Source organism: Streptomyces sp. NPDC127114, from assembly GCF_042677525.1.
Classification (GTDB): domain Bacteria; phylum Actinomycetota; class Actinomycetes; order Streptomycetales; family Streptomycetaceae; genus Streptomyces.
The window spans coordinates 1-20,721 of record NZ_JBHXTJ010000074.1; the positions used below are offsets into that span (position 1 = coordinate 1).

At 70.8% G+C, this 20,721-nt stretch carries 14 protein-coding genes and 2 pseudogenes; 12 read left to right on the forward strand and 4 right to left on the reverse strand.

Annotated features, from left to right (window positions below; translation table 11 throughout):
• The first annotated feature begins 485 nt into the window (after nucleotides 1-485).
• Genes ACFVGS_RS36355 through ACFVGS_RS36375 form a run of 5 tightly spaced genes read left to right on the forward strand, consistent with a single transcriptional unit; the run spans nucleotide 486 to nucleotide 5,993 of the window.
• Nucleotides 486-2,207, forward strand: coding sequence for a lipid II flippase MurJ (locus ACFVGS_RS36355; RefSeq protein ID WP_385696687.1), 1,722 nt, complete (start codon nucleotides 486-488; stop codon nucleotides 2,205-2,207).
• Nucleotides 2,119-2,904: a polysaccharide deacetylase family protein gene (locus tag ACFVGS_RS36360; RefSeq protein ID WP_384411670.1), complete on the forward strand. Its 786-nt coding sequence runs from the start codon at nucleotides 2,119-2,121 to the stop codon at nucleotides 2,902-2,904. Before ACFVGS_RS36355 ends, ACFVGS_RS36360 begins: the two co-directional genes overlap by 89 nt.
• A gap of 8 nt (nucleotides 2,905-2,912) precedes the next feature.
• Nucleotides 2,913-4,136 (forward strand): glycosyltransferase, encoded by a 1,224-nt coding sequence (locus ACFVGS_RS36365; protein WP_385696691.1) that lies wholly within the window; start codon nucleotides 2,913-2,915, stop codon nucleotides 4,134-4,136.
• A 10-nt stretch (nucleotides 4,137-4,146) separates the two neighbouring features.
• Nucleotides 4,147-4,824 carry a lipopolysaccharide biosynthesis protein gene (locus ACFVGS_RS36370; protein ID WP_385696674.1) on the forward strand — a complete coding sequence of 226 codons (678 nt, stop codon included), beginning with the start codon at nucleotides 4,147-4,149 and terminating at the stop codon, nucleotides 4,822-4,824.
• Nucleotides 4,821-5,993 (forward strand): GNAT family N-acetyltransferase, encoded by a 1,173-nt coding sequence (locus tag ACFVGS_RS36375; protein WP_384411673.1) that lies wholly within the window; start codon nucleotides 4,821-4,823, stop codon nucleotides 5,991-5,993. The genes ACFVGS_RS36370 and ACFVGS_RS36375 overlap by 4 nt, the downstream gene beginning before the upstream one ends.
• Before the next feature lie 716 nt (nucleotides 5,994-6,709).
• On the opposite strand, the pseudogene ACFVGS_RS36380 reads toward ACFVGS_RS36375, so the two are convergent.
• Nucleotides 6,710-7,894, reverse strand: a pseudogene (locus ACFVGS_RS36380) (glycoside hydrolase family 26 protein); the annotation flags it as partial.
• Between the two features lie 163 nt (nucleotides 7,895-8,057).
• On the opposite strand from ACFVGS_RS36380, the gene ACFVGS_RS36385 reads away from it, so the two are divergent.
• Complete coding sequence (locus ACFVGS_RS36385; protein WP_384411675.1) at nucleotides 8,058-9,524, forward strand: ATP-grasp domain-containing protein; 1,467 nt, start codon at nucleotides 8,058-8,060, stop codon at nucleotides 9,522-9,524.
• Nucleotides 9,525-9,553: 29 nt separating this feature from the next.
• Nucleotides 9,554-10,822, forward strand: a complete 1,269-nt coding sequence (locus ACFVGS_RS36390; protein WP_384411935.1) for an FAD-dependent oxidoreductase — start codon at nucleotides 9,554-9,556, stop codon at nucleotides 10,820-10,822.
• Between the two features lie 109 nt (nucleotides 10,823-10,931).
• On the opposite strand, the gene ACFVGS_RS36395 is transcribed toward ACFVGS_RS36390, so the two are convergent.
• The gene (locus ACFVGS_RS36395; RefSeq protein WP_384411677.1) at nucleotides 10,932-11,165 is read right to left on the reverse strand and encodes a chaplin; all 234 of its coding nucleotides are present in this window, start codon (nucleotides 11,163-11,165) and stop codon (nucleotides 10,932-10,934) included.
• Between the two features lie 489 nt (nucleotides 11,166-11,654).
• On the opposite strand from ACFVGS_RS36395, the gene ACFVGS_RS36400 reads away from it, so the two are divergent.
• On the forward strand, nucleotides 11,655-12,713 hold the full coding sequence (locus tag ACFVGS_RS36400) for an LCP family protein (protein WP_384411678.1): 1,059 nt from the start codon (nucleotides 11,655-11,657) through the stop codon (nucleotides 12,711-12,713).
• 39 nt (nucleotides 12,714-12,752) lie between these two features.
• Here ACFVGS_RS36400 and ACFVGS_RS36405 read toward each other — a convergent pair.
• Nucleotides 12,753-14,797 (reverse strand): annotated as a pseudogene (locus tag ACFVGS_RS36405) (thioredoxin domain-containing protein).
• A gap of 67 nt (nucleotides 14,798-14,864) precedes the next feature.
• Between ACFVGS_RS36405 and ACFVGS_RS36410 the strand changes: the two are divergent.
• The gene (locus ACFVGS_RS36410) at nucleotides 14,865-16,505 is read left to right on the forward strand and encodes a recombinase family protein (protein ID WP_385696677.1); all 1,641 of its coding nucleotides are present in this window, start codon (nucleotides 14,865-14,867) and stop codon (nucleotides 16,503-16,505) included.
• A 233-nt stretch (nucleotides 16,506-16,738) separates the two neighbouring features.
• Here ACFVGS_RS36410 and ACFVGS_RS36415 read toward each other — a convergent pair whose 3' ends face one another.
• Nucleotides 16,739-17,437, reverse strand: a complete 699-nt coding sequence (locus ACFVGS_RS36415; RefSeq protein WP_385696680.1) for a hypothetical protein — start codon at nucleotides 17,435-17,437, stop codon at nucleotides 16,739-16,741.
• Nucleotides 17,438-17,883: 446 nt separating this feature from the next.
• Here ACFVGS_RS36415 and ACFVGS_RS36420 point away from each other — a divergent pair, with 446 nt between their 5' ends.
• The 3 genes from ACFVGS_RS36420 (at nucleotide 17,884) to ACFVGS_RS36430 (ending at nucleotide 20,645) form a co-directional block, all read left to right on the forward strand.
• Nucleotides 17,884-18,402 (forward strand): hypothetical protein, encoded by a 519-nt coding sequence (locus ACFVGS_RS36420; protein WP_385696682.1) that lies wholly within the window; start codon nucleotides 17,884-17,886, stop codon nucleotides 18,400-18,402.
• Between the two features lie 146 nt (nucleotides 18,403-18,548).
• Nucleotides 18,549-19,745, forward strand: a complete 1,197-nt coding sequence (locus ACFVGS_RS36425; RefSeq protein WP_385696693.1) for an MAB_1171c family putative transporter — start codon at nucleotides 18,549-18,551, stop codon at nucleotides 19,743-19,745.
• Between the two features lie 270 nt (nucleotides 19,746-20,015).
• On the forward strand, nucleotides 20,016-20,645 hold the full coding sequence (locus tag ACFVGS_RS36430; RefSeq protein WP_385696685.1) for an HAD-IA family hydrolase: 630 nt from the start codon (nucleotides 20,016-20,018) through the stop codon (nucleotides 20,643-20,645).
• The last annotated feature ends 76 nt before the right edge of the window (nucleotides 20,646-20,721 follow it).

A 20,721-nucleotide genomic window follows, 5' to 3' on the forward strand; every position in this document is an offset into this window, starting at 1 on the left:
GGTTGTGTGACCTGCCGCCGCTTCAGGCGGCGCCAGTGGTGGGGGGCATCGAAGTGGGGGCCGGTGGCGTGACGGGGGATCCGTGGGCGGAGCTCGCGGTCGGTGATCCGTTGTGTGACCTGCCGCCGCTTCAGGCGGCGCCAGTGGTGGGGGGCATCGAGGTGGGGGCCGGTGGCGTGACGGGGGATCCGTGGGCGGCGGGAGGTGCGGCGGACGCGTTGTGCGGGCTGCCCGTGCACGGGACGGCGGCGGAGGTACCGCCCGTCGAGGTCGTCCGCGGCCTGCGGGCCGGCGCGGGCGCGGATCCGTGGGGGGCGGCGGCGCCGACCGACGGGCGGTGCGAGTCGCCCGCGCACGCGGCCGGCGGCCGGCGGCCCGCGGCGCCGCGCGTGGTGCGGCACGGGACGGCCGGACACCGGGCCGTGGCCCTCGGCGCCCGGCCCATCACCAGTCATTCCGTGCCGGACGCGGCCGCCCGCCCGCCGCTGCTCGGCGGCCGGCCCCTGGGCCACGGCGCGCGGCCGCTCGCCCCCGAGCGGGCCCGGCACGCCCGGCGCCGTACGAAGTGGTCGCCGTCGGGGCGGTTCCTGCTGCGGGCCGCGGCCGTCACGGCCGCCCTGACCGCCGTCGGCGCGGTGCTCGGACTGGTCAGGGACCAGATCCTCGCGGGTTACTTCGGCGCCGGCGCCGAGACCGACGCCTTCCTCGTGGCCTGGACCGTCCCGGAGTTCGCCTCGACGCTGCTCATCGAGGACGCGATGGCGCTGATCCTGGTGCCGGCGTTCTCGCGGGCCCTCGCGCGCCGCGCCGGCACGCTGTTCGGTGACCCGGTCCGCACCCTCGTACGGGCCACCCTGCCGCGCATCGTCCTCGCCGTCGCCGCCGTCTCCGCCCTGCTCGTCGTCCTCGCGCCGCTGCTGGTCGCCGCGCTCGCGCCGGGCCTGCCCGACCCGCAGCTCGCGGTGGACTGCACCCGGCTCACGGCCACCTGCGTGCTGTCCTTCGCCCTCGCCGGCTACTGCTCGGCCGCGCTGCGCGCGCACGGCTCGTTCCTGCCGCCGGCCGCGATCTACGTGGCGTACAACGTCGGCATCATCGGCACCACACTGGTGCTGCGCGAGCCGCTCGGCGTCCGCTCGGCCGCCGCCGGCGTCGCGGTCGGCGGTGTCCTGATGGTCCTCGTCCAGGCGCCTTCGCTCCTGCGGGAGCTGCGGACCCGGCCCGTACCGAAGGAGGAGCCCAAGGCGCCGCCGGCCGGCGACGGGCGGCTCCTCGTGATCGGGATGATCGCTCCGGTCGTGGTCTTCGCGCTGACCCGCCAGTCGCAGATCCTGATCGAGCGCTTCCTCGCCTCGCCGCTCCCGGCCGGCGCCATCTCGCATCTGAACTACGCGCAGAAGGTCGCGCAGATGCCGATGATCCTCTCCCTGATGCTGTGCACGGTCAGCTTCCCCGTCGTCGCCCGCGCGCTCGCCTCGGGCGACAAGGAGGCGGCCCGCCGGCGGGTCGAGCGGGATCTGCTGCTCGCCGCCGTGGTGGTCCTCATCGGCGCGTCGACGGTGATCGCCGCCGCCCCGCAGATCGTCGAACTGCTCTTCCAGCGCGGCGCGTTCGACGCCGGCGACACCGCGGCGACCGCGGCCGTGATGCGGGTGTACGCGCTCGGGCTGCTCGGCCAGACCGTCGTGGGCGCCCTGGTCCGCTGCTACTTCTCGGCCGCCCGACCGCTCTGGTACCCCGCCGCCGCGATGGGCGCCGGGCTCGCCGCGACGGCCGTGACCGGCGCGGTCGCCGCCCGCTTCTGGGGCGCCTCGGGCATCGCCGGCGCCAACGCCTTCGGCATCACCCTCACCGCCGTGATGCTGCTGCGCGGCGCCCACCGCCAGTCCGTCCCCGTCGACTTCCGCCGGCTCGGCGAGGGCCTGCTGCGGCTGGCGACGGCCGGCGCCTGGGCCACCGGCGCGGGCTGGCTGTGCTCGGTCCTGATCGGCCCGCCCGTGCTCTCCCTCACCGTCGCCGGCCTGGTCGTGGTCGTCGTCTTCCTGCTGTTCGTCGCGTGCGCCGCCAAGGCGCCCGAGATCCCGCCCCTGCCCCGTTCTCCCCGCCGAAGGACCCCCCATGCCCGCCCCCGCCGTGCTGCGTCGACTGCTGCCGAAGCCTCCCCTGTGGGTGGCGATGTACCACTCGATCACGGAAACGCCCGCTGACCCGTACAAGGTGACCGTCTCCCCCGTGCGCTTCGCCCGCCAGCTGCACTGGCTGGGCGACCGCGGCCTGCGCGGCGTGTCCGTGCGGGAGCTGCTCGCGGCGACCGCCGAAGGGCGGGAACGCGGCCTGGTCGGGCTGACCTTCGACGACGGCTACGCGGACTTCCTGGAGTCGGCGGTGCCGCTGCTGCGCCGGCACGGCTTCACGGCGACCGTGTACGTGCTGCCCGGGCGGCTCGGCGGCGACAACGCCTGGGACGCGGAGGGCCCGCGCAAACCGCTGCTCGACGAGGACGGCATCCGCCGGGCCGCCGCCGCGGGCATGGAGATCGGCTCGCACGGGCTGCACCACGTCTCCCTGGTGGACGCCGACGACGCCACCCTGGCGGCCGAGACGCGGCACAGCCGGGAACTGATCGAGGAGATCACCGGCGATCCGGTGCACGGCTTCTGCTACCCGTACGGAACGGTCGACACCCGGGTCGTGCGGGCGGTCCGCAAGGCGGGCTACACGTACGGCTGCGCGATCGATCCGGGGCCGCTGTCGGGGACGTACGCCCTGCCCCGCATCCACGTCGGCGAGGACGACACGTCCTGGCGGCTCACCGCGAAGCGGGTGCTGCACCCGCTGCGGCGGCGCCGGCCCGCCGACCTGATCCCGGCGCAGAACGGCCCGGCGAGGTCGGTCCTGTCATGACGACCGACATGAAGGTGCTGCACGTCATCACCGGGCTCGGCATCGGCGGCGCCGAGCAGCAGCTCCGTCTGATGCTGCGCCACCTCCCGCTGCGGAGCGCCGTGGTCACCCTGACGAACCCCGGTGCCGTCGCCGACGGCATCGAGGCGGACGGCACCCCGGTCACCCACCTCGGGATGACCGGCAACCGTGACGTCGGCGCACTGCCCCGGCTCACCCGGCTGATCCGGCAGGGCGGTTACGACCTGGTCCACACCCACCTGTACCGGGCGTGCGTGTACGGCAGGCCGGCCGCGCGGCTCGCCGGCGTGCGGTCCGTCATCGCGACCGAACACTCCCTCGGCGACGCGCAGATCGAGGGCCGGCCGCTGTCGGCGGGGACCAGGGCGCTGTACCTGGCGACCGAACGCCTCGGCACGTCCACGGTCGCCGTCTCACCGAGCGTGGCCCGCCGGCTCACCCGCTGGGGCGTGGCCCCGTCCCGCATCCGCGTGGTGCCGAACGGCATCGAGACGAACCGCTTCGCCTTCGATCCCCGGGCGCGCGTGTCGGCCCGGGCGGCGCTCGGGCTGCCCCCGGACGCGTTCGTCGTCGGCGGCGTCGGGCGCCTCGCCCCGGGAAAGCGCTTCGACCGCCTGGTACGCGCGGTGGCGGCGGTACCGGAGGCCCGCCTGCTGCTGGTCGGCGAGGGCGATCAGCGGGAACACCTGCTGCGCATCGCCGAGGAGTGCGGGGCGACGGACCGGGTCCTGCTGCCGGGCGCGTGCGAGGACCCGCCGGCGGGCCCGGAGGGCCCGTCAGGCCCGGCGGCCGCGGAAGGCCGCGCGCACTCGGCCGACGCTCTCGCCTCTTCCGACCCTTCCCGGAGGCCCGGCGGGCACGGCGGGCGGCCTGGTCTTCCCGCGCTGCTCGCCGCCATGGACGTGTTCGTGTCCACCTCCCCGGACGAGACCTTCGGGCTCGCCGTCGTCGAGGCGCTGGCGGCCGGGCTTCCCGCGCTCTACGTGGCCTGCCCGGCGATCGACGACCTGCCGGCCGAGGCCGCGCCCGGTGCGCGGCGGATCGGTGAGTCGGTGCCCGAGCTGATCTCGGCGCTGCTCGCGCTGCGCGGCTCCGGGCACGGCCGGCTGGCGCCGCCGGAGGCGGTGCGCCGCTACGACATCGCGCAGAGCGCCCGGAAGTTGATGTCCCTCTACCACCAGGCCGTCCACGGCCCCCTTCCCGTGAAGTGAGAGCTGCGTCATGACCACGAACCCACCACGTCACACCCTGCTCACCCCCGCCCGCTGGATGGTGCTGCCCGCCGCCGTGCTCGCCGGAGCGGTACTCGGCGGTGGTTACGGGGCTCTGAAGACCCCCGAGTACGCGGCGACCAGCTACGTCATCGTCGTACCCGGGGAGAAGTCCGACCCGTCGGCCGCGCTCGGCTTCGCCCAGGCGTACGGGCGGGTCGCCACGGACATCGCGGTGACCGGCGATGCCCAGGTGTGGGCGGGCGTCTCGGCCGACACGCTGCGGTCGAGCGTGCAGGCCTCGACCTCGCCCGACGCTCCGATGATCTCGATCACGGCCCGCTCGGCGAAGCCGTCGACGGCGGTGTCGATGGCCGACGGCGTGGCCCGCTCGCTGGTCCTCAACAGCGCGCACGTCGCCGCGAACACGGGCGTGAAGGTGGTCCAGTTCTCGCGGGCGACCAAGCCGGTCGAGCCGGTCTCGCCGTCGGCCTCGCTGTCGGCGCTGGTCGGCGGCTGTGCGGGCGGACTCCTCGGCGGCCTGGTGCTGCTGGTGCGGCCCAAGCGCTCGGCCAGGGCCGAGGCACGGCACTCGCGACAGGGCGCGAACCCGGCCGGCACCCAGACCGCGGCCTCGGTTCCGGGCCCGGCCGGCGCCGCGCAGCAGCCGGAACCGGAGGCGGTGTGAACGGCAGACCCCTCTACCCGGAAGTCTGCCGGGACGCCGCCTCCTTCGGCCGGCTCGCACCGGAGTGGACCGCGCTCTACGGCCGTTGCTCGACGGCCACGCCCTTCCAGTCCCACTCGTGGCTCCACTCCTGGTGGCTGTCGTACGGCCGGCCCGGCGCCCTGCGGATCGTCCTGGTCCGGCGCGCTGACGGCACGCCCGTCGCGGCGGCGCCGCTGATGCGGGCCGCGGCCGGGCCGCTGCCGGTGCTCACCCAGCTCGGCGGCGCCATCACCGACTTCACCGACGTCCTGCTCGACGACGACTGCCCGGAGGCCGCGCCCGCACTCGCCGGCGCCATGGCCCGGGCGGCGCGCGGCGCGGTGATCGACCTGCGCGAGGTACGGCCCGGGGCGGCGGCCGAGCGCGTCTACGAGGCCTGGCGCGGCCCCCGGCGACGGCTCGCCGACTCGTTGTGCCTCGAACTGCCCGCCGTACCGATGGAGGCCCTGCTCGAACGCATCCCCTCCGGGAAGGCGCAGCGGGTGCGGGCGAAGCTGCGGAAGATGGACGCGCTGGGCATCGACGAGCGCATCGTGCCCCCGGCGGAGGTACCGGTGGCCCTGGAGCGCCTCCTCCGGCTCCATCAACTGCAGTGGCAGGGCCGTGGCGTGACCGCCGAGCACACCAGCGAGCGCTTCGCGCAGCACCTGACGCGGGCGGTGCTGCCCATGGTCGAGCGCGGCGACGCGATGGTCACCGAGTTCCGGCTCGGCGGCGACGTCGTCTGCGCGGACCTGACGCTGATGTCGCCGCGCCTCGCGGGCGGCTATCTGTACGGGGCGGACCCGGCCCTGCGCGCACGCAAGGTGGACGTCGCGGCGATGCTGCTGCGGCACGGCGCGCGCGAGACCAGCGCGAGCGGCCGGGCCACGCTGAGCATGCTGCGCGGCACCGAGCCGTACAAGCACCACTGGCGACCCGAGACCGTGCCCAACCAGCGGCTCCTGCTCGCGGGCCGGAGCGCGGCCCCGCTGCTGTGGCTGCGCGCGGGCGCGGCGAACGGCCGGAGCTGGGCGGCCCGGCAGGCGCGGGAGCGGGAGTGGGTCGGGCGGGCGGTCGGGCGGCTGCGGTCGCGGCCGCGACCGGCGGGCGGGGCCGCCGGAACGCCGAGCGGCGGCGGAGGATGAGTTCCTCCGCCGCCGTGGGGGGTTTCACCGACCGGTCGGACCGGTCAGAAGGGCCAGACCCCGTTCAGCGCGCCCTTCCAGTCGATCTTCAGTCCGTCCTGCCAGCCGACGACCGGCGTGTCGGACTTGGCCGGCTCGACGGGCATGGCGGGGATGGCGGGCATGGCGGGCTTGGCCGGCGCCTCGGGCTTCGCGGGCTTCGCGGGCACCGCGGGCATGGCGGGCATCGCGGGTACGGCGGGCGCGGCGGGCATCGCGGGCTTTGCCGGCTGCTTCCAGGACTCCTTCCAGGAGTTCGTCGGTACGCAGATCTGTCCGCCGATCCAGCTCTCCACCCATGAACCGAGGTTCAGCTTCCAGCAGTCGGGCTCGGGCTTCGGCTCGGGCTTGGGTTCCGGCTCGGGCTTGGGCTCGGGCTTCGGTTCCGGCTTGGGCTCAGGCTTCGGCTCGGGCTTCGGTTCCGGCTTCGGCTCGGGCTTGGGCTCAGGCTTCGGTTCCGGCTTCGGCTCGGGCTTGGGCTCAGGCTTCGGCTCAGGCTTCGGCTCGGGCTTGGGCTCAGGCTTCGGCTCAGGCTTCGGCTCAGGCTTCGGCTCAGGCTTCGGCTCAGGCTTCGGCTCAGGCTTCGGCTCAGGCTTCGGCTCAGGCTTCGGTTCCGGCTTGGGCTCAGGCTTCGGTACCGGCACCGTCGGGTCCACCGGGTCCACCGGGTCCACAGGATCCACCGGGTCCGCAGGATCCACCGGGTCGACCGGGTCCGTCGGGTCCGTCGGCTCGACCGGGTCCGTGGGCTCGGTCGGCTCCGTCGGCTCCGTCGGGTCCGTGGGCTCCGTCGGCTCGGTCGGCTCCGTCGGCTCGACCGGGTCCGTCGGGTCCACGCCGTACAGCATCTGCCGGAACACCTGCGAGGACTCCGGATTGGCCCCGCACTGCCAGACGCCGTGCGGGCAGTAATCGGTGATCGTGTGGTACAGCGGCTTGTGCTGCTTCATCCATTCCAGCATGCGCCGCATGTACTCGGGGTTGTCTCCGTTCCGGAAGAGACCCCATTCCGGATAGGAGATCTGCTTCCCGTGTTCGGCCGCGAAATCGACCTGCGCCTGGAGCCCGTAGGGCTCGCTGACGTGCCGGTCGAAATCGGAGCCCGGAGGCTGGTCGTAGGAATCCATCCCGATGATGTCGACGACGTCGTCCCCGGGATAGCACTCGGTCCACGGGACGGCGTCCCGGCCCCGGCTCGGGTTGAAGTCGAAGCGGAACTTCTGTCCCGGCACGGACCGCATCGCGGTCACGATCCGGGTCCAGTACTTCTTCCACGACGTCGGGTCCGGCGCGCACCGGTGGGTGTACGTCGTGCCGTTCATCTCCCAGCCGAGGACCACAACGGTGTCGGCGGCCTTGAGGTCGACCAGGCGCTGGGCGAGGGTGCGGAAGTGGTGGTCGAAGTACCCGGCGGCGCCGAGCTGGAGCTGGCGGCGGACCTCGTAGTCGGAGACGCCCGCCTCGTTCCGCTCCAGCATGGGCACGTTGAGGACGAACAGGCGGTCGGCTCGCTCGTTGCGCCAGTTCGCCCAGGCGTCGAGGAAGCCGGGCGGGCCCTCGATGTTCGACCAGAGGTCGCCCGGCAGGTACGTGTGTCCGACGCGTAGCTCGCGGCCGCCGAGCCAGCGCTCCAGCTGGGAGATCCGCGCGACCCCGAGCGGGCCCGAGTCCAGGAACGCTCCCATGGCGTTGGACAGAGTCGGTCTGGGGTCCCTCGTCGTTACGGATTCGGATTCGGCGGCGTGAGCCTGGGCGTGTGCGTGGGCGTGAGCTGGAGACGACAGCACGACAGAACCTGATGCAAGGAGACCGGCGGTGAACACCCCCAGCCACACCCTCGAAGTTCTCTGCTTTCGGTTGATCATGACAGCACTCCTTCTCTCGCGCGCCGCTTGATGGTCCGTCAGTCCGATCTTCCGAAAGTATTCCTAATGCGCCGACCGGGAACTCCGGTTCGCTCCCATCAATAGTCCGTAAGAGGATTTTTCATCGCCCAATTGGGGCACCCGAGACGAAGGACATGCCGTGCCGAGTTTTGACACCCGCGTCCCCGCGGTCCTTGTGCGGCTCGACCCGAACCCCTTTCACCACGGCACGCTCGGCGCGGCGCGGTCCCTGGGGCGGGCGGGCATCGCGGTCCACGCGGTGGTCGAGTCGCCGGCCAGTCCGGTCGTCCGCTCCCGCTACCTCCGGCGCGCCCACCAGCGCCCGGCGGAACCGTCGCCCGCCGAACTCACCCGGCTGCTGCACCGGATCGCCGACGAGATCGAGGAGCGCGAGGAGCGGGACGACGGCCGGCCCGACCGTGAACACGGCGACGGCCGCTCCGACCCCTGGCCCGAGCCCCTGCCCGACCCGTGGCCCCAGCCCCTGTCCGACCACCTGCCCGGCCGTCGCCGGCCCCACCGCCGCGCGCGGCCCGCGCCCGCCCTGCTCGTGCCGCTCGACGACATCACCGCCCTCTCCCTCGCCGAGTGCCGGCCCGAGCTGGCCGGCCGTTTCCTGCTGCCCGACCAGTCGCCCGAGCAGCTCACCCGGGTCGCCGACAAGGCCCAGCTCGCCGAGACCTGCCGGGCCCTCGCCCTCCCCCACCCGCGTACCGAACTCCCCGCGAGCGCCGACGAGGCCGCCGCCATGGCCTGGTCGCTGGGCCTTCCGGTGATCGCGAAGTGGAGCCGGCCCTGGCTGCTGCCGGCCGGCGGCGGGCTGCGCAGCACCACGATCGTCGGCTCGCTCGCCGAGGTGCGTGAGCTGTACGCGCGCGCCCCGCAGGCCGGCAGCCGGCTGCTGCTCCAGGAGCTGCTGCCCGCGGGGCGGGGACTCGACTGGTTCTTCCACGGATACGTGGACTCCGCCGGCGGCTGCTCGACCGGTGCCACCGGCATCAAGGAGCGTTCCTGGCCCGACGGCGCCGGGCTCACGGCGGTGGGCCGCTGGACGGCCAATCCCGTGGTCGACGCGACGGCCCGGGAGCTGCTCTCGGCGCTCGGCTACCGGGGCGTGTGCGACCTGGACTTCCGGCTCGACCGGACGACCGGCGCCTACCACCTGCTCGACTTCAACCCGCGGCCCGGCGCCCAGTTCCGGCTGTTCGCCGACCGGGACGGACTCGACGTGGTCCGGGCCATGCACCTGGACCTCACCGGCCGTCCGGTGCCCGCGCACCACCCTTCGTACGGGCGGCGCTTCGTCGTCGAGAACTACGCGGCGCTGTCGTACCTGACCTCGCCGGGCCGTCGTCACGTGGCCGGGCGGCCCGGCACCGGCGGCGGCGAGGCGGCCTGGTTCGCCGCCGACGACCCGCGACCGGCGCTCGCGATGCTACGGACCTGGTGCGCGCACCTCCTGCGCAAGGCCCTGCTGAGGCTCCGTCGGCCGGCGCGGCGGCTGACGCGGCGGCTGCTGCGCGCCGGCGGTCCGCAGCCGGTGGCGGCCGTGCCCGCGCCGCAGCCCCCGGCCCGTACGCCCCACGACCGGATGACCCGACGATGAGACCGACGACTTCGAAGGCGGAACGCGCGATGTACGACCTGGTGATTGTGGGAGCGGGGCCCTACGGGCTGTCCGTCGCCGCCCACGCGGCGGCGCACGGGCTGAACCTGCGGATCTTCGGCCGCCCCATGGAGATGTGGCACGCGATGCCCTCGGCGATGTTCCTGAAGTCCGAGCCGTGGGCCTCGCATCTCTCCGACCCGGCGGGCGCGTACGGGCTCGACGCCTACGCAACCACCCGCGGGGTCCGCGCCGAGCACGGCGTACCGCTGCCGGTCGGCTTCTTCGCCGAGTACGGCGACTGGTTCGCCCGCCAGGCGGTCCCGGCGCTCGACGAGCGGCTCGTCACCGCCGTGGCGCCGGCCGCCGGAGGCGGCTTCACGGTCACGGCGGAGGACGGCGAGACCGTCCGCGCCCGTACGGTCGCGCTCGCGGTGGGCGTGCTGCCGTTCATGGAGATCCCCGGGCCGCTGCGCGGGCTGCCCCGCCGCCATGTCACCCACTCGAGCCACCACGGCGAGCTCGACGGCTTCACCGGCCGGGACGTCACGGTGATCGGCGCCGGGCAGGCGGCCCTGGAGACAGCGGCCATCCTGACCGAGCAGGGCGCGACGGTGCGGATCCTGGCCCGCTCCGGCCGGCTGAACTGGAACACCGTCCCGCCGGCCCTCGACCGGGGCCCGTGGCGGTCGCTGCGCGCCCCGCACACGGGGCTCGGCTGCGGCTGGCGGAACAGGCTGTACGCGGACACGCCCGGCGTCTTCCGGCGGCTGCCCGCCGCGACCCGCGAGCGGATCTTCGACTCGGCGCTCGGCCCGGCGGGCGCCTGGTGGCTGCGCGAGCGGTTCGCGAAGGTGGCGGACGTGCGGCTCGGGCAGCGGGTCACGCGTGCGACGGTGACCGCGGACGAGCGGCTGCGCCTGGACGTTGCCGGTCCCGACGGGGCGACGGACGTCGTGGAGACCGACCATGTCGTCGCCGCCACCGGGTTCGTGCCGAGCCTGGACCGCGCGGACGTGCTCGCGCCGGAACTGCGCGGCGGGCTGCGGCGGGTGGGTGCGGGCGGTTCACCGGAGGTGGGAGCGCTGTTCGAGTCCTCGTGGCCCGGGCTCTTCCTCGCCGGGCTGCTCACGGCGCCTTCGTACGGGCCGTCGATGCGCTTCGTGTTCGGTGCGGGCTACACGGCCGGGCGGCTCGTGAAGGGAGTGCGGCGGCGGCTGGGGTCGACGGCCGGGCGCGGCGGCGTGGTGGGCCGTCCGCGGTCGGACGGGGAGCGGGTGGCCGCCGGGGCCTCCTGAGGACGGCGGAAGGCCGGCCCCGGGGAGCGTGGTGGACGCTCCCCGGGGCCGGCCGGGTCCTGCGGGAACCGCTTCAGGACAACGTCAGGCGTTGGCCCTCAGGGCGACGTCAGGCGTTGATGCAGACGTTGCCCGCGGCCGGGTTGAGCGCGCCGATGATGTTCACGCTGTTGCCGCAGACGTTGATCGGGATGTGGATCGGGACCTGCACCACGTTGCCCGACAGGACACCCGGCGAACCGACGGCGAAGCCCTCGGCGTACGAGTCGGCCATCGCGGGAGCGGCGGCACCCAGGGCCATGAGCAGACCGGCGACGGCGACCGCAGCCTTCTTGCACTTCATTTCGTCTGGATCCTTTCTGCGGCGGAAGAGAATTCACGGCTTTCGTGATGCGCGGGACAACTCGTGTCCCGCCTTCCGCTGCACGATTGACAACGACCCTGCCACGGAAAGGAAACCGTCCGGCGGTCCGCCCGGCGTTGTTCACCCCATTGCCGGGCCCAGAATCGCTCAACGGGGCCAGATAGGTGTCCTCATGAGCCGCTCCCACTCCCGGTCGGGCACTCCGGGAACCGCCCGACCGGCCAGCATCCACTGGCGGGCCAGCGAGGAATACACCGGAAAGGGTTCCGGGTCGGCCGGCGGCGGATCGGGCACATAACGGCTCTTCGGAATGAAGGCCATGCGCTCCCATTTCCCTCGATCGGGCGCCATATTCGCTCCTTCCGCTGACGTTCCGAATCATGGCACAGTCACCGCAGGAGAGTGATTCGAACTGTCCATGTCGCGTCGCGCACCTCTGTGCGAGAGCGTCCGATTTAACGTTCCTGCATGAAATTCCCCCACTCCCCCCGGCGGGCGGGCTCCCGCCCCCGCCGGAGACGTACGCTGCTCCTGGCCACGGCGCTGGTCGCGACCGGCACGGGCGCCCTCGCCGCGGCCCCGGCGGATCTGCCCGCGCCGAAGAAGGGCCTCAACCTGCTCGTCGTCGGCCTCGACAGCCGCAAGGGCGTCACCGCGGCCGAGAAGAAGAAGTACCGGCTCGGCAGCCGCGAGTGCTCCTGCACGGACGTGATCATGCTGGTGCACGTGTCGGAGAAGAACGACCGGGTGAGCGTGGTGAGTCTGCCGCGCGACTCCCTCACCTCGTTCCACGAAGGACACGTCGACCGGCGTACGGGCGAGAAGCACAAGGCCCATCCCGCGAAGATCAACAGCGCCTGGGCGGAGGGCGGTTCGTCCTTCACCGTCGAGACCGTCGAGGCGATGACCGGCCTGCCGGTCCACCGCTACCTGGAGATCGACTTCCGGCGCTTCATGGACACCGTCGACGTCTTCGACAAGGGCGTGCCCGTCTGCACCAAGGTCCCGCTCAAGGACTCGGTCACCGGTCTCGACCTGAAGGCCGGCTCGAAGTCGGTGAAGGGCGGGGAGGCACTGCAGTTCGTCCGCTCCCGTCGCGCGGACGGCAAGATGGACTTCGGCCGCATCCAGAAGCAGCACCTGTTCCTGGCCAACCTGCACCGCAACCTGCGGGACGGCCTGCTGGCCAGCCCGGCCGGCCTCAAGGCCTTCGCCTCGACGCTGCGCGGCGGCGGCGAGGGCGAGCGCGCGCTCTCCGTCACGGAACTGGTCAGGCTGGCCGGCCGCCTGAAGAAGGTCACCCCGGCCAGGACCCAGTTCGCGACCGTGCCCGTGGCCGGCTTCAACGCGAACATCGCGGGCGTCGGCTCGACCCTCGCCTGGGACAAGAAGTACGCCGCCGAGGTCTTCGCGGCCCTGCGCGCGGACAAACCCCTGCCCAAGCCCCACCCGAAGCCCAGCAGCTCGATCCCGCAGGGCCTCGGCGAGTACCGGCCGACCGAGGGCGGCAAGCTGCTGTGCGCCTAGGGGGCGGCTGCTGAGGGTGCCTCGGGCCGCTCCCGCCGGTCAGCGGGCGAGCTTGCGGGACAGCAGCTCCGGGTCCGTCGTCGGCGCGTCGCAGACGAAGTGGCGGCAGACGTAGGCGGTGGCCATGCCGTCGACCAGCGGCCGGTCCCTCAGCAGCGGGAACTCCTCGCCGCCGGGCAGTCCGGCGGCGAGGACCGCGCCGGGCGTGCCGGCCCGCAGGGCGGTGCGGCGCAGGGCGTGGAAGGCCTCGTCGTCGGGGGCGCCCACCACGGCGATCTCGCGGGGTCCGTCGAGCAGCGCCTCGGCGACGGCGAGGCCCCAGCCGATGAACCGGGGCGCGCGCGGCCCGAGCGCCCTGACCACGCCGAGCGCGCGCTCCGCGGCGGTCCGGTGCGCCTCGGAGCCGGTGTGCGCCGCGTACGACAGGAGCGCGCCGGCGGCCGCGGTCCAGCCGGAGGGCGTGGCGCTGTCGGTGGGGTCCTGGGGGCGGCGGATCAGCCGTTCGGCGTCGTGGGCGGTGTCGTAGAGCGCCCCTTCCTCGGCCGTGAACTTGTCGAGGACGACGTCGAGGAGGAAGCCGGCGAACTCCAGCCACACGCCCTCGCCGGTGACCGACGCGAGCGCGAGGAAGCCCTCGGCGACGTCCGCGTAGTCCTCCAGGACGCCCGCGTTGCCGCCCGCGTGTCCGTCCTTGGAGGTACGGGTGAGGCGGGCGCCGTCGTCGAGGTGGAGCCGGACCAGCAGGTCGGCCGTCTCGGTGGCCCGCTCGACCAGGTCGGGGCGGTCGAAGAGGGCGCCGGCCTCGGCGAGCGCGGCCACGGCGAGCCCGTTCCAGGCGGCGACGATCTTGTCGTCGCGCCCGGGGCGCGGGCGCTGTTCGCGGGCGGCGAGCAGCCGGGCCCTGATCGAGGCGATCCGGTCGGCGTCGGCGGGTCCGGCGGCCTGCGGGAGCTGGAGCACCGAGGAGCCGTGCTCGAAGGTGCCGTCCTCGGTGACACCGAAGTGGCGGGCCGCGTAGCGGGCGTCGTCCTCGCCGAGGACGTCGGTGAGCTGCGCGGGCGTCCAGACGTAGAAGGCGCCCTCGACGTGCTTCCCCGTGCCGTCGTCGGAGTCGGCGTCGAGCGCGGAGGCGAAGCCGCCCTCGGGGGTGCGCAGTTCGCGGACCATGAAGTCGGCGGTCTCCAGGGCGACCCGGCGGGCCAGTTCGCTGCCGGTGGCCCGCCACAGGTGGGCGTACACCCGGCAGAGCAGCGCGTTGTCGTACAGCATTTTCTCGAAGTGCGGCACGACCCACCCGCGGTCCACGGCGTAGCGGGCGAAGCCGCCGCCGAGCTGGTCGTAGATGCCGCCGCGGGCCATCGCCTCACAGGTGTCGGCGGCCATCTGCAGGGCGCCCTCGGCGCCTGTACGGGCGTGGTGGCGCAGCAGGAACTCCAGCGCCATCGACGGCGGGAACTTGGGCGCTCCGCCGAAGCCGCCGGCCGTGGCGTCGTACTCGCGGGTGAGGCCGAGGAGCGCCTGGGCGAGCTCCTCCTCGCCGGGGACGCCGTCGCCGCAGAAGGCGAGCGAGCGGGCGGAAAGGTCCTTGACGATCTTCCCGGCGACCTCGCCGACCTCGTCGCGGCGGTCGGTCCAGGCGCGCGAGACGCCGTCGAGGACGTCGGAGAAGGACGGCATGCCGTGCCGGGGCTCGGGCGGGAAGTAGGTGCCGAAGTAGAAGGGCTCGGCGTCCGGGGTGAGGAAGACGGTCATCGGCCAGCCGCCCTGCCCGGTGGCGGCCTGTACGGCCTCCATGTAGACGGCGTCGACGTCGGGCCGCTCCTCGCGGTCGACCTTGACGGCGACGAAGCGCTCGTTGACCAGGGCCGCGGTGGCCTCGTCCTCGAAGGACTCGTGGGCCATCACGTGGCACCAGTAAACTACTAGAAGCATAAGTGACAGGACGCATACCCCACCGAGAGGAAGATGGGTACGTCCCGCCGCTTAGCTTCATTCATCGCCTCCTCTCCCCATGGCCACCAATCCACCGGATTGGAAGCATGCTGGAGTAGGTACGGCGACTGCTCGTTAGCCAGTCGGTTCATACCGCCATCGTCCCATGATCCGAACCGCCCCGCGTAGCTTGCGGGCGGGCGGGTCAGGAGTAAGTCCTTGAGCACAATCAGTCACGAACAAGCCATGTCCAGCGCTCCGCCCGAGGAAACCGGGCCGGACGATCTTGAGCTGCGCGGCAGGCCCGCCGGGCTCGCTCCGCCGGAGGAGCTTGCCCGGCTCCACCCCGACACCCCCTTCTTGATCGCGTATTCCCGCATCTCGGACGACTGGCGCAAGCACAACAAGAAGAAGGCCGCCACCTCGGCATGGTCGGCCGGCAAGGGTGTGGCCAACCAGCACCGCCGCAACGGCAGGAACGCGGCTCGCCACAATGCAGTGATCGTCCACCGGTACACGGACAACGACCTCTCGGCCTCCAAGCGCGACGTAGTGCGTCCGGACTTCCAGGCGATGCTCCGGGACCTCAAGCGAGGGCACACCGCTGAGGGCTACCCGGTGCACGGCGTCATCTGCGTGGACCAGGACCGTGTGCAACGCACCGATCGGGACTGGGAGGACTTTGTCGAGGCGCTCACGCTCGACCCGAGCCGGCGCTTCTACACCCCGTCGGGGCCGATGGATCTCACTGAGGAAAGCGAGATCATCAAGACCGGCATCATGGCGGTGGTCAACAAGGCCGAGTCCATGAAGAAGAGGCGTCGAATCCGCGACTGGCACCAGGACCGAATACTCGACGGCCTCCCTCACAGCGGCCCGCGGCCGTTCGGCTGGGAAGAAGACAGGAAGACACTTCGGCGGCCCGAATCGGACTTTCTCTCGTGGGCAATCGACGAGCGCATCAAGGGGAAGGCGATGAGTACCCTTTGCGCCGAGTCGAAGCGGCGAGGGTTGAAGGGTAGCCGCGGCGGCGAAATCATTCCGCAGAGTCTCACGCAAATGATGACCGCTCCCCGCGTGTGTGGCTATCGCGCAAACCGAGGCGAACTCGTTCTGGACGATGACGGCTCCCCGATTGTGGGGGTCTGGGAAACAGTAACCACGCCGGAAAAGTGGCACGCGGTGTGCGCTACCTTCGGCCCCGGAAGCACGTACATTGCACGCGGTTCCGGTACGCCACGCATCACCGGTGTGCCAAAGACGATCAAGTACCTGGGCTCCACGCTTCTTCGCTGCCAGTACCGCATCGAGGAGGAGACCAACGGCAAGGTCACAACGCGCGTCTGCAACGAGCCCATGGGCGGTGGGAAAAACAGGAGCAAGCGCAGCCCCTACGTCTATACCTGCCGATACGGGCACAATGCTATCTCCGGCCCCATGGTTGACGAGCAGCTCCAGCGCTTGGTGCTGGCGAAGCTCAAAAAGGCCCACGCGACCTTCATTCCGGTCAAGGTCACATGGCCCCACGAACAGAAGCTCCAGCAGAAGGCGGACAAGCTGGCCGGGCTCGAAAAGAAGTGGCAAGACGACGAAATTCCCGCCGACATGTTCTATCGCTTGGCTATTCCACTGGAGAAAGAGGTTAAGAAGCTCCGCCGTGAGCGAGCCAAATTCGAATTGGCCGCAGAGGTCCAGAACGAGGCTCCCGATGACGTGGCCAAGAAGTGGCTTTCTGGCGAGTACGACCTTTCGCAGAAGCGCCACGTTCTCTTCGAGGTCTTCTCCGCCGTCCAGGTTGAGCCTGGGGAGAAGGGGAACAAGACGCCGAACCCTAAGCGGCTCACCCCTGTGTGGAAATAGCAGCCCGCTGCTCGATCACGGGCGGGAGCAGCAGGAGAAAGAGGCGGCCCGACATTCGCAGTCGTCGGCCCGCCTCTTGTGCCTCAGCGGTCCTGCGTGTCTCCGCGCCGGGGCGTGGCCGACCTCACGCCGCCGTCACTACGCTCGACCCGCTGCCCTTCGGCGAGGACCAGGACCGCGGGCGTGAACGGCCGGGATCAGTGCAGCACCGCAGCAGAGAACCTTCCGACAGATCACGCCGCCGAGCGCCGCCCATCGCCGTCGACACCGGCAGGCGCCAGCAGCCCGTGCGCCGCGACCTGCGACGTGTGTAGCTGCCGCTCCGCCTCGCGCAGCAGCACGGTCGCCCAAAGCTCGACTGCGACGTCGTGACGCAAGCGGTACTCCTGCGCCAAGGCATCCACCGCCCGCAAGTCCACCGCCACGTAGTCGCCAGCCATCACCTGCTGGTGCAGTATGCGACGTTCATCCACAGCGACCACCGAGGTCAGCACGGCCAGCATGAGGGAAGGCACCCGCTCCGGCTGACAGATCCGGCACACCGGAGCCGACGCCCCGTCGCCCACATGCGCCCAGACATACCGGGCCTGCGGGTCCTGAACCGCTGTGCCGCAGTACCGGCACGCAACCGGTGTCGGTCCGTTGGCATGCCGCACGCCGTACCGGACGCTCTCTCCCTCTGCGGGAGGGCTGCCGGCCCAACCCTTCTCGGTCAGCCACGCCGCCAGCCCGAGTACGGCGTCGCCTGGAAAGCGCGCACCCAAGCGCATGCCCAGTACATCCATGTAGGCCAGTTCCTTACCAACCTTCACCTGGCTGTACGGCTCGGTGCCGGCCTGGAGCTCACGCAGGCGCTCCATCACCGCCAGCACCACCGGATCGTCCGCTCCGAGCGGGGCCCCATCCACCTCGGCGGCCGGCCGCGCCGTCACGGCGATACCTCGGCATCCGCCTGCTTCGGGTGCATCGCCTTCGTCATGGTCGCAGGCTACCGACCGCCAGCCGTTCGGACACTGCGGATCCCTAAGTTGCGGAGATACGACCGACAAGCAGCCCACCGACTCGGCGGGCACAGGCCAGGCTGCGACAGCGCAGCAACGCCGAAGATCAATTAAGGCACCGTCGGCCACTTTCGATCTTGAAATCACCGCACTGGCGTGACCTTCACAACATGCCCACCCCGGACATATCGCGCTTTCACCCTTGTACGATTAGCCGTGGGCACGGCCGCCGAGCGACCGGCCCCCGCGCACCTTAAGCTCAGGCTCCTAACTAGTAGCGCCTCGCGTACGAGTATCTGGATGGCGCTGGCGGTGCAAACCGGCATTTCAATGGAGCGATTATGCGTTGGCGTAGAGACCCTTCACAGCGCGCACTCGTGAAGGAATGTGAGAGGCTGCTCGCCGACCTTCCTGTTCCCACCCCTTTCAGTGTCGAGGCACTGGTGCGGAACATGGAGGGCGCGTTGGGTCGTCAGATTCGGCTAGTACCACTGGACGACCCCGATGGCGGGCTGGGCTCAGCATGCGGCCTCCGAGTGAAAGCGCCGGAGTTCACCCTCATTCTCTACCGCCGCCGTTCGAGCCGGAATCAGACCGAGCACATTATCCTCCATGAGCTCGCGCACGAATGGCTGGACCACGGGACCACTCTGACGCCAGGCGAGATCGAGCGATACGTTCCTGAACGAATCCGCCAAGAGGTCATCCGTCGTTATCCATCGGCGGTGGTCCAAGGGCGCGTCGACTTTGACAGCCCCGAGGAGAAGCAGGCCGAGCTTTCGGCGTCGCTCATAAAGCGACTGGCGCGCCGTCAGTCAGCCGGGGGAGATGACATGGTCAGCCTTCTGGAGTCCTCTCTTGCGCACCCTGTTGCCCCGCCCCAGCGCCGGCGTTAGCCGTCTCGGCCCCGCAACTTCCGACCATCCACCTCATTGCGATTAAGGCTGCGGCCGTCCGACTTTCAGGGTCGGGAAAATTGCAGCCTACCCAAGATAGCCACGGTTCAATGTCCGACTATTTTCAATATCTGACTGCGGTCGTAATGACCGCAATCGCTGTATGGCGATTCCCAGCAGTTCGCTACGGCGACTTTCACCGCCGGGCCTTGTGGGGAGGCTATGCGGGGTTCGGAATAGCCCTGTGGCTCTATACACCGGCATTGATGACCGTCATGGACCGAATCCCGGTCGTGGACGTGGATGCTCTGCTCAGACACTTCGCCAGCACTGCGGCAACCATCGCAGCCTTGACCTACGTCGCCACGAGCTACGGGAAGAGCACGGAGGCAGTTGTCCCCCGTCACGTAGCGGTATCTCGCTGGATCGCCCGCGCATCATATAAGGCCGGGATCGTAGGCGTCGTTCTCCTCACGGTCCTGTTCTTTACCGTGGTGGACCGCAAGGTGCGGAGCCAAGACTTCCTCATCGACCATGCCGGCCAGTGGGGATTTGCGGTCTACATGACCGTTTTCTACTTCTTTCCACTGGTCACGGCCACAGTTTGCGGGTACCAGTGGACAAGGGCAGCGCGACGGGCTGAGTGCACGAGCATGCGCATCGGGCTGCGCTTGATGGGGATTTCGATGTGGATGGGCCTGGTCCATTCAGTGTCGCGCATTGCTCTCGTCTGGGCCGCGGTGGTCTTCCCTATGAGTCCATCCGCAGTTCGACTTGTCGTGGACGCTGCATCAATATGGATGAACCTGCTTTTCCTGATCGTCTGCGTTGGGGCCAGCATTCCCACCACCCGCGCGGCCGTGGCCCGGTGGAAGACGTGGCGCACGTTGAACACGATCTATCCGCTCTGGTTCGACCTGGTAGAGGCGTTTCCGGGGACGAGTCTCTATCCACCTGGAAAGCGATTCACCGAGCTTATGCACATGCGCGTCCCCATCGACGTCCGCCTCGACCGGTGGACCCAGGATATCGCTGATGCTTGCGAGAAGCTGCGCTACTACGCTCCTCAGGAGCTGATATTCATCGCAGAGGACGCTACCGCGTCGCATTCCGATCCGGAGCCGGCCGCAGAAGCGTACTGGATTAAAGCCGCGCTCAAGGCCGTTGACGCCGGACCAGCAAGGGTGGACGCCTCCGCCCCTCTGCGAGAAAAGCCTTTTGTTGACACCGACAGCGAAGCAGCGTGGCTAGCGCGTGTTAGCACGGCCTACTTGAATACCACCGAGAAGCAGGCTCAGGGCCTTCTCACCGAAGCGACAATTTCGGAGTTGGCTGATCGGTAGCCTCTACGGATTTCCGTACGACGCCACAGGGCGGCCTCATCTCAGGCACGCGGGGTGCGATATGGCGATCTTGAATAGCGCCCCGACAGTGAGATTCGGCACCATCCGATGCTTGATCTGGTTTGGTACCGTGGGTTGTGCGGACAAATCGGTCTTGATCCGCCCACAGGTACGCCCTGGCCTGCGACGCACAGTCACGACATGTAGCCGGGGCCTGACGCCGTCCGGTCTGGATGGGTGTCCGTAATCTCAGCAACCAGGAGTTCCCGCATGTCCCACCGCCGCACTGGCCTCATCCTCGACTTCGGCGGCGTGCTCACCACGCCGCTGCTGCCTGCGGTGCTCGCCTTCGAGCAGCGCGAGGGCCTCCCGCAGGGCGCCTGCCTCGCGGCCCTGTACAAGGACGAGGAAGGCGTCCGGATCACCAGCGATCTTGAGCGCGGAGCGGTCTCCCAGACCGAGTGGAACGAGTTCGCCGGCAAGATGCTGGGCGTCTCCCCCGACAACCTGATGGGCCGCATCTTCGGCGACCTCCGCCCCGAGCCGCTTCTGATCAACGCGGCTGCTGCGGCGCGACGGGCCGGGATCAAGGTGGGCATCCTGTCCAACTCGGTGGGCTTGGCCCCGTGGGACCTGTACGACGGCTACGAGCTTGAGCGGCTGTACGACGTCGTAGTGATCTCCGAGCAGCACCTGATGCGCAAGCCTGACCAGGGCCTCTTCGAGATCACGCTCAAGCTCATGGACCTGCCGGCGGAGGAGTGCATCTTCGTCGACGACACCGAGGCGTACGTCCAGGCAGCAGAGCAGCTCGGCCTTGCGGGGGTGCACAACCGTGACCCCAAGCAGACGGTAGCCACTCTCTCCGACCTGCTCGGCGTGGACCTCTCCGCGTCGTAGTTCAGCGCCTCGGAGGTCCGGTCGGCAAAAGGCGAAGGGACTGAGGCGATGCCCCCGTGGGGGCATCGCCTCAGTC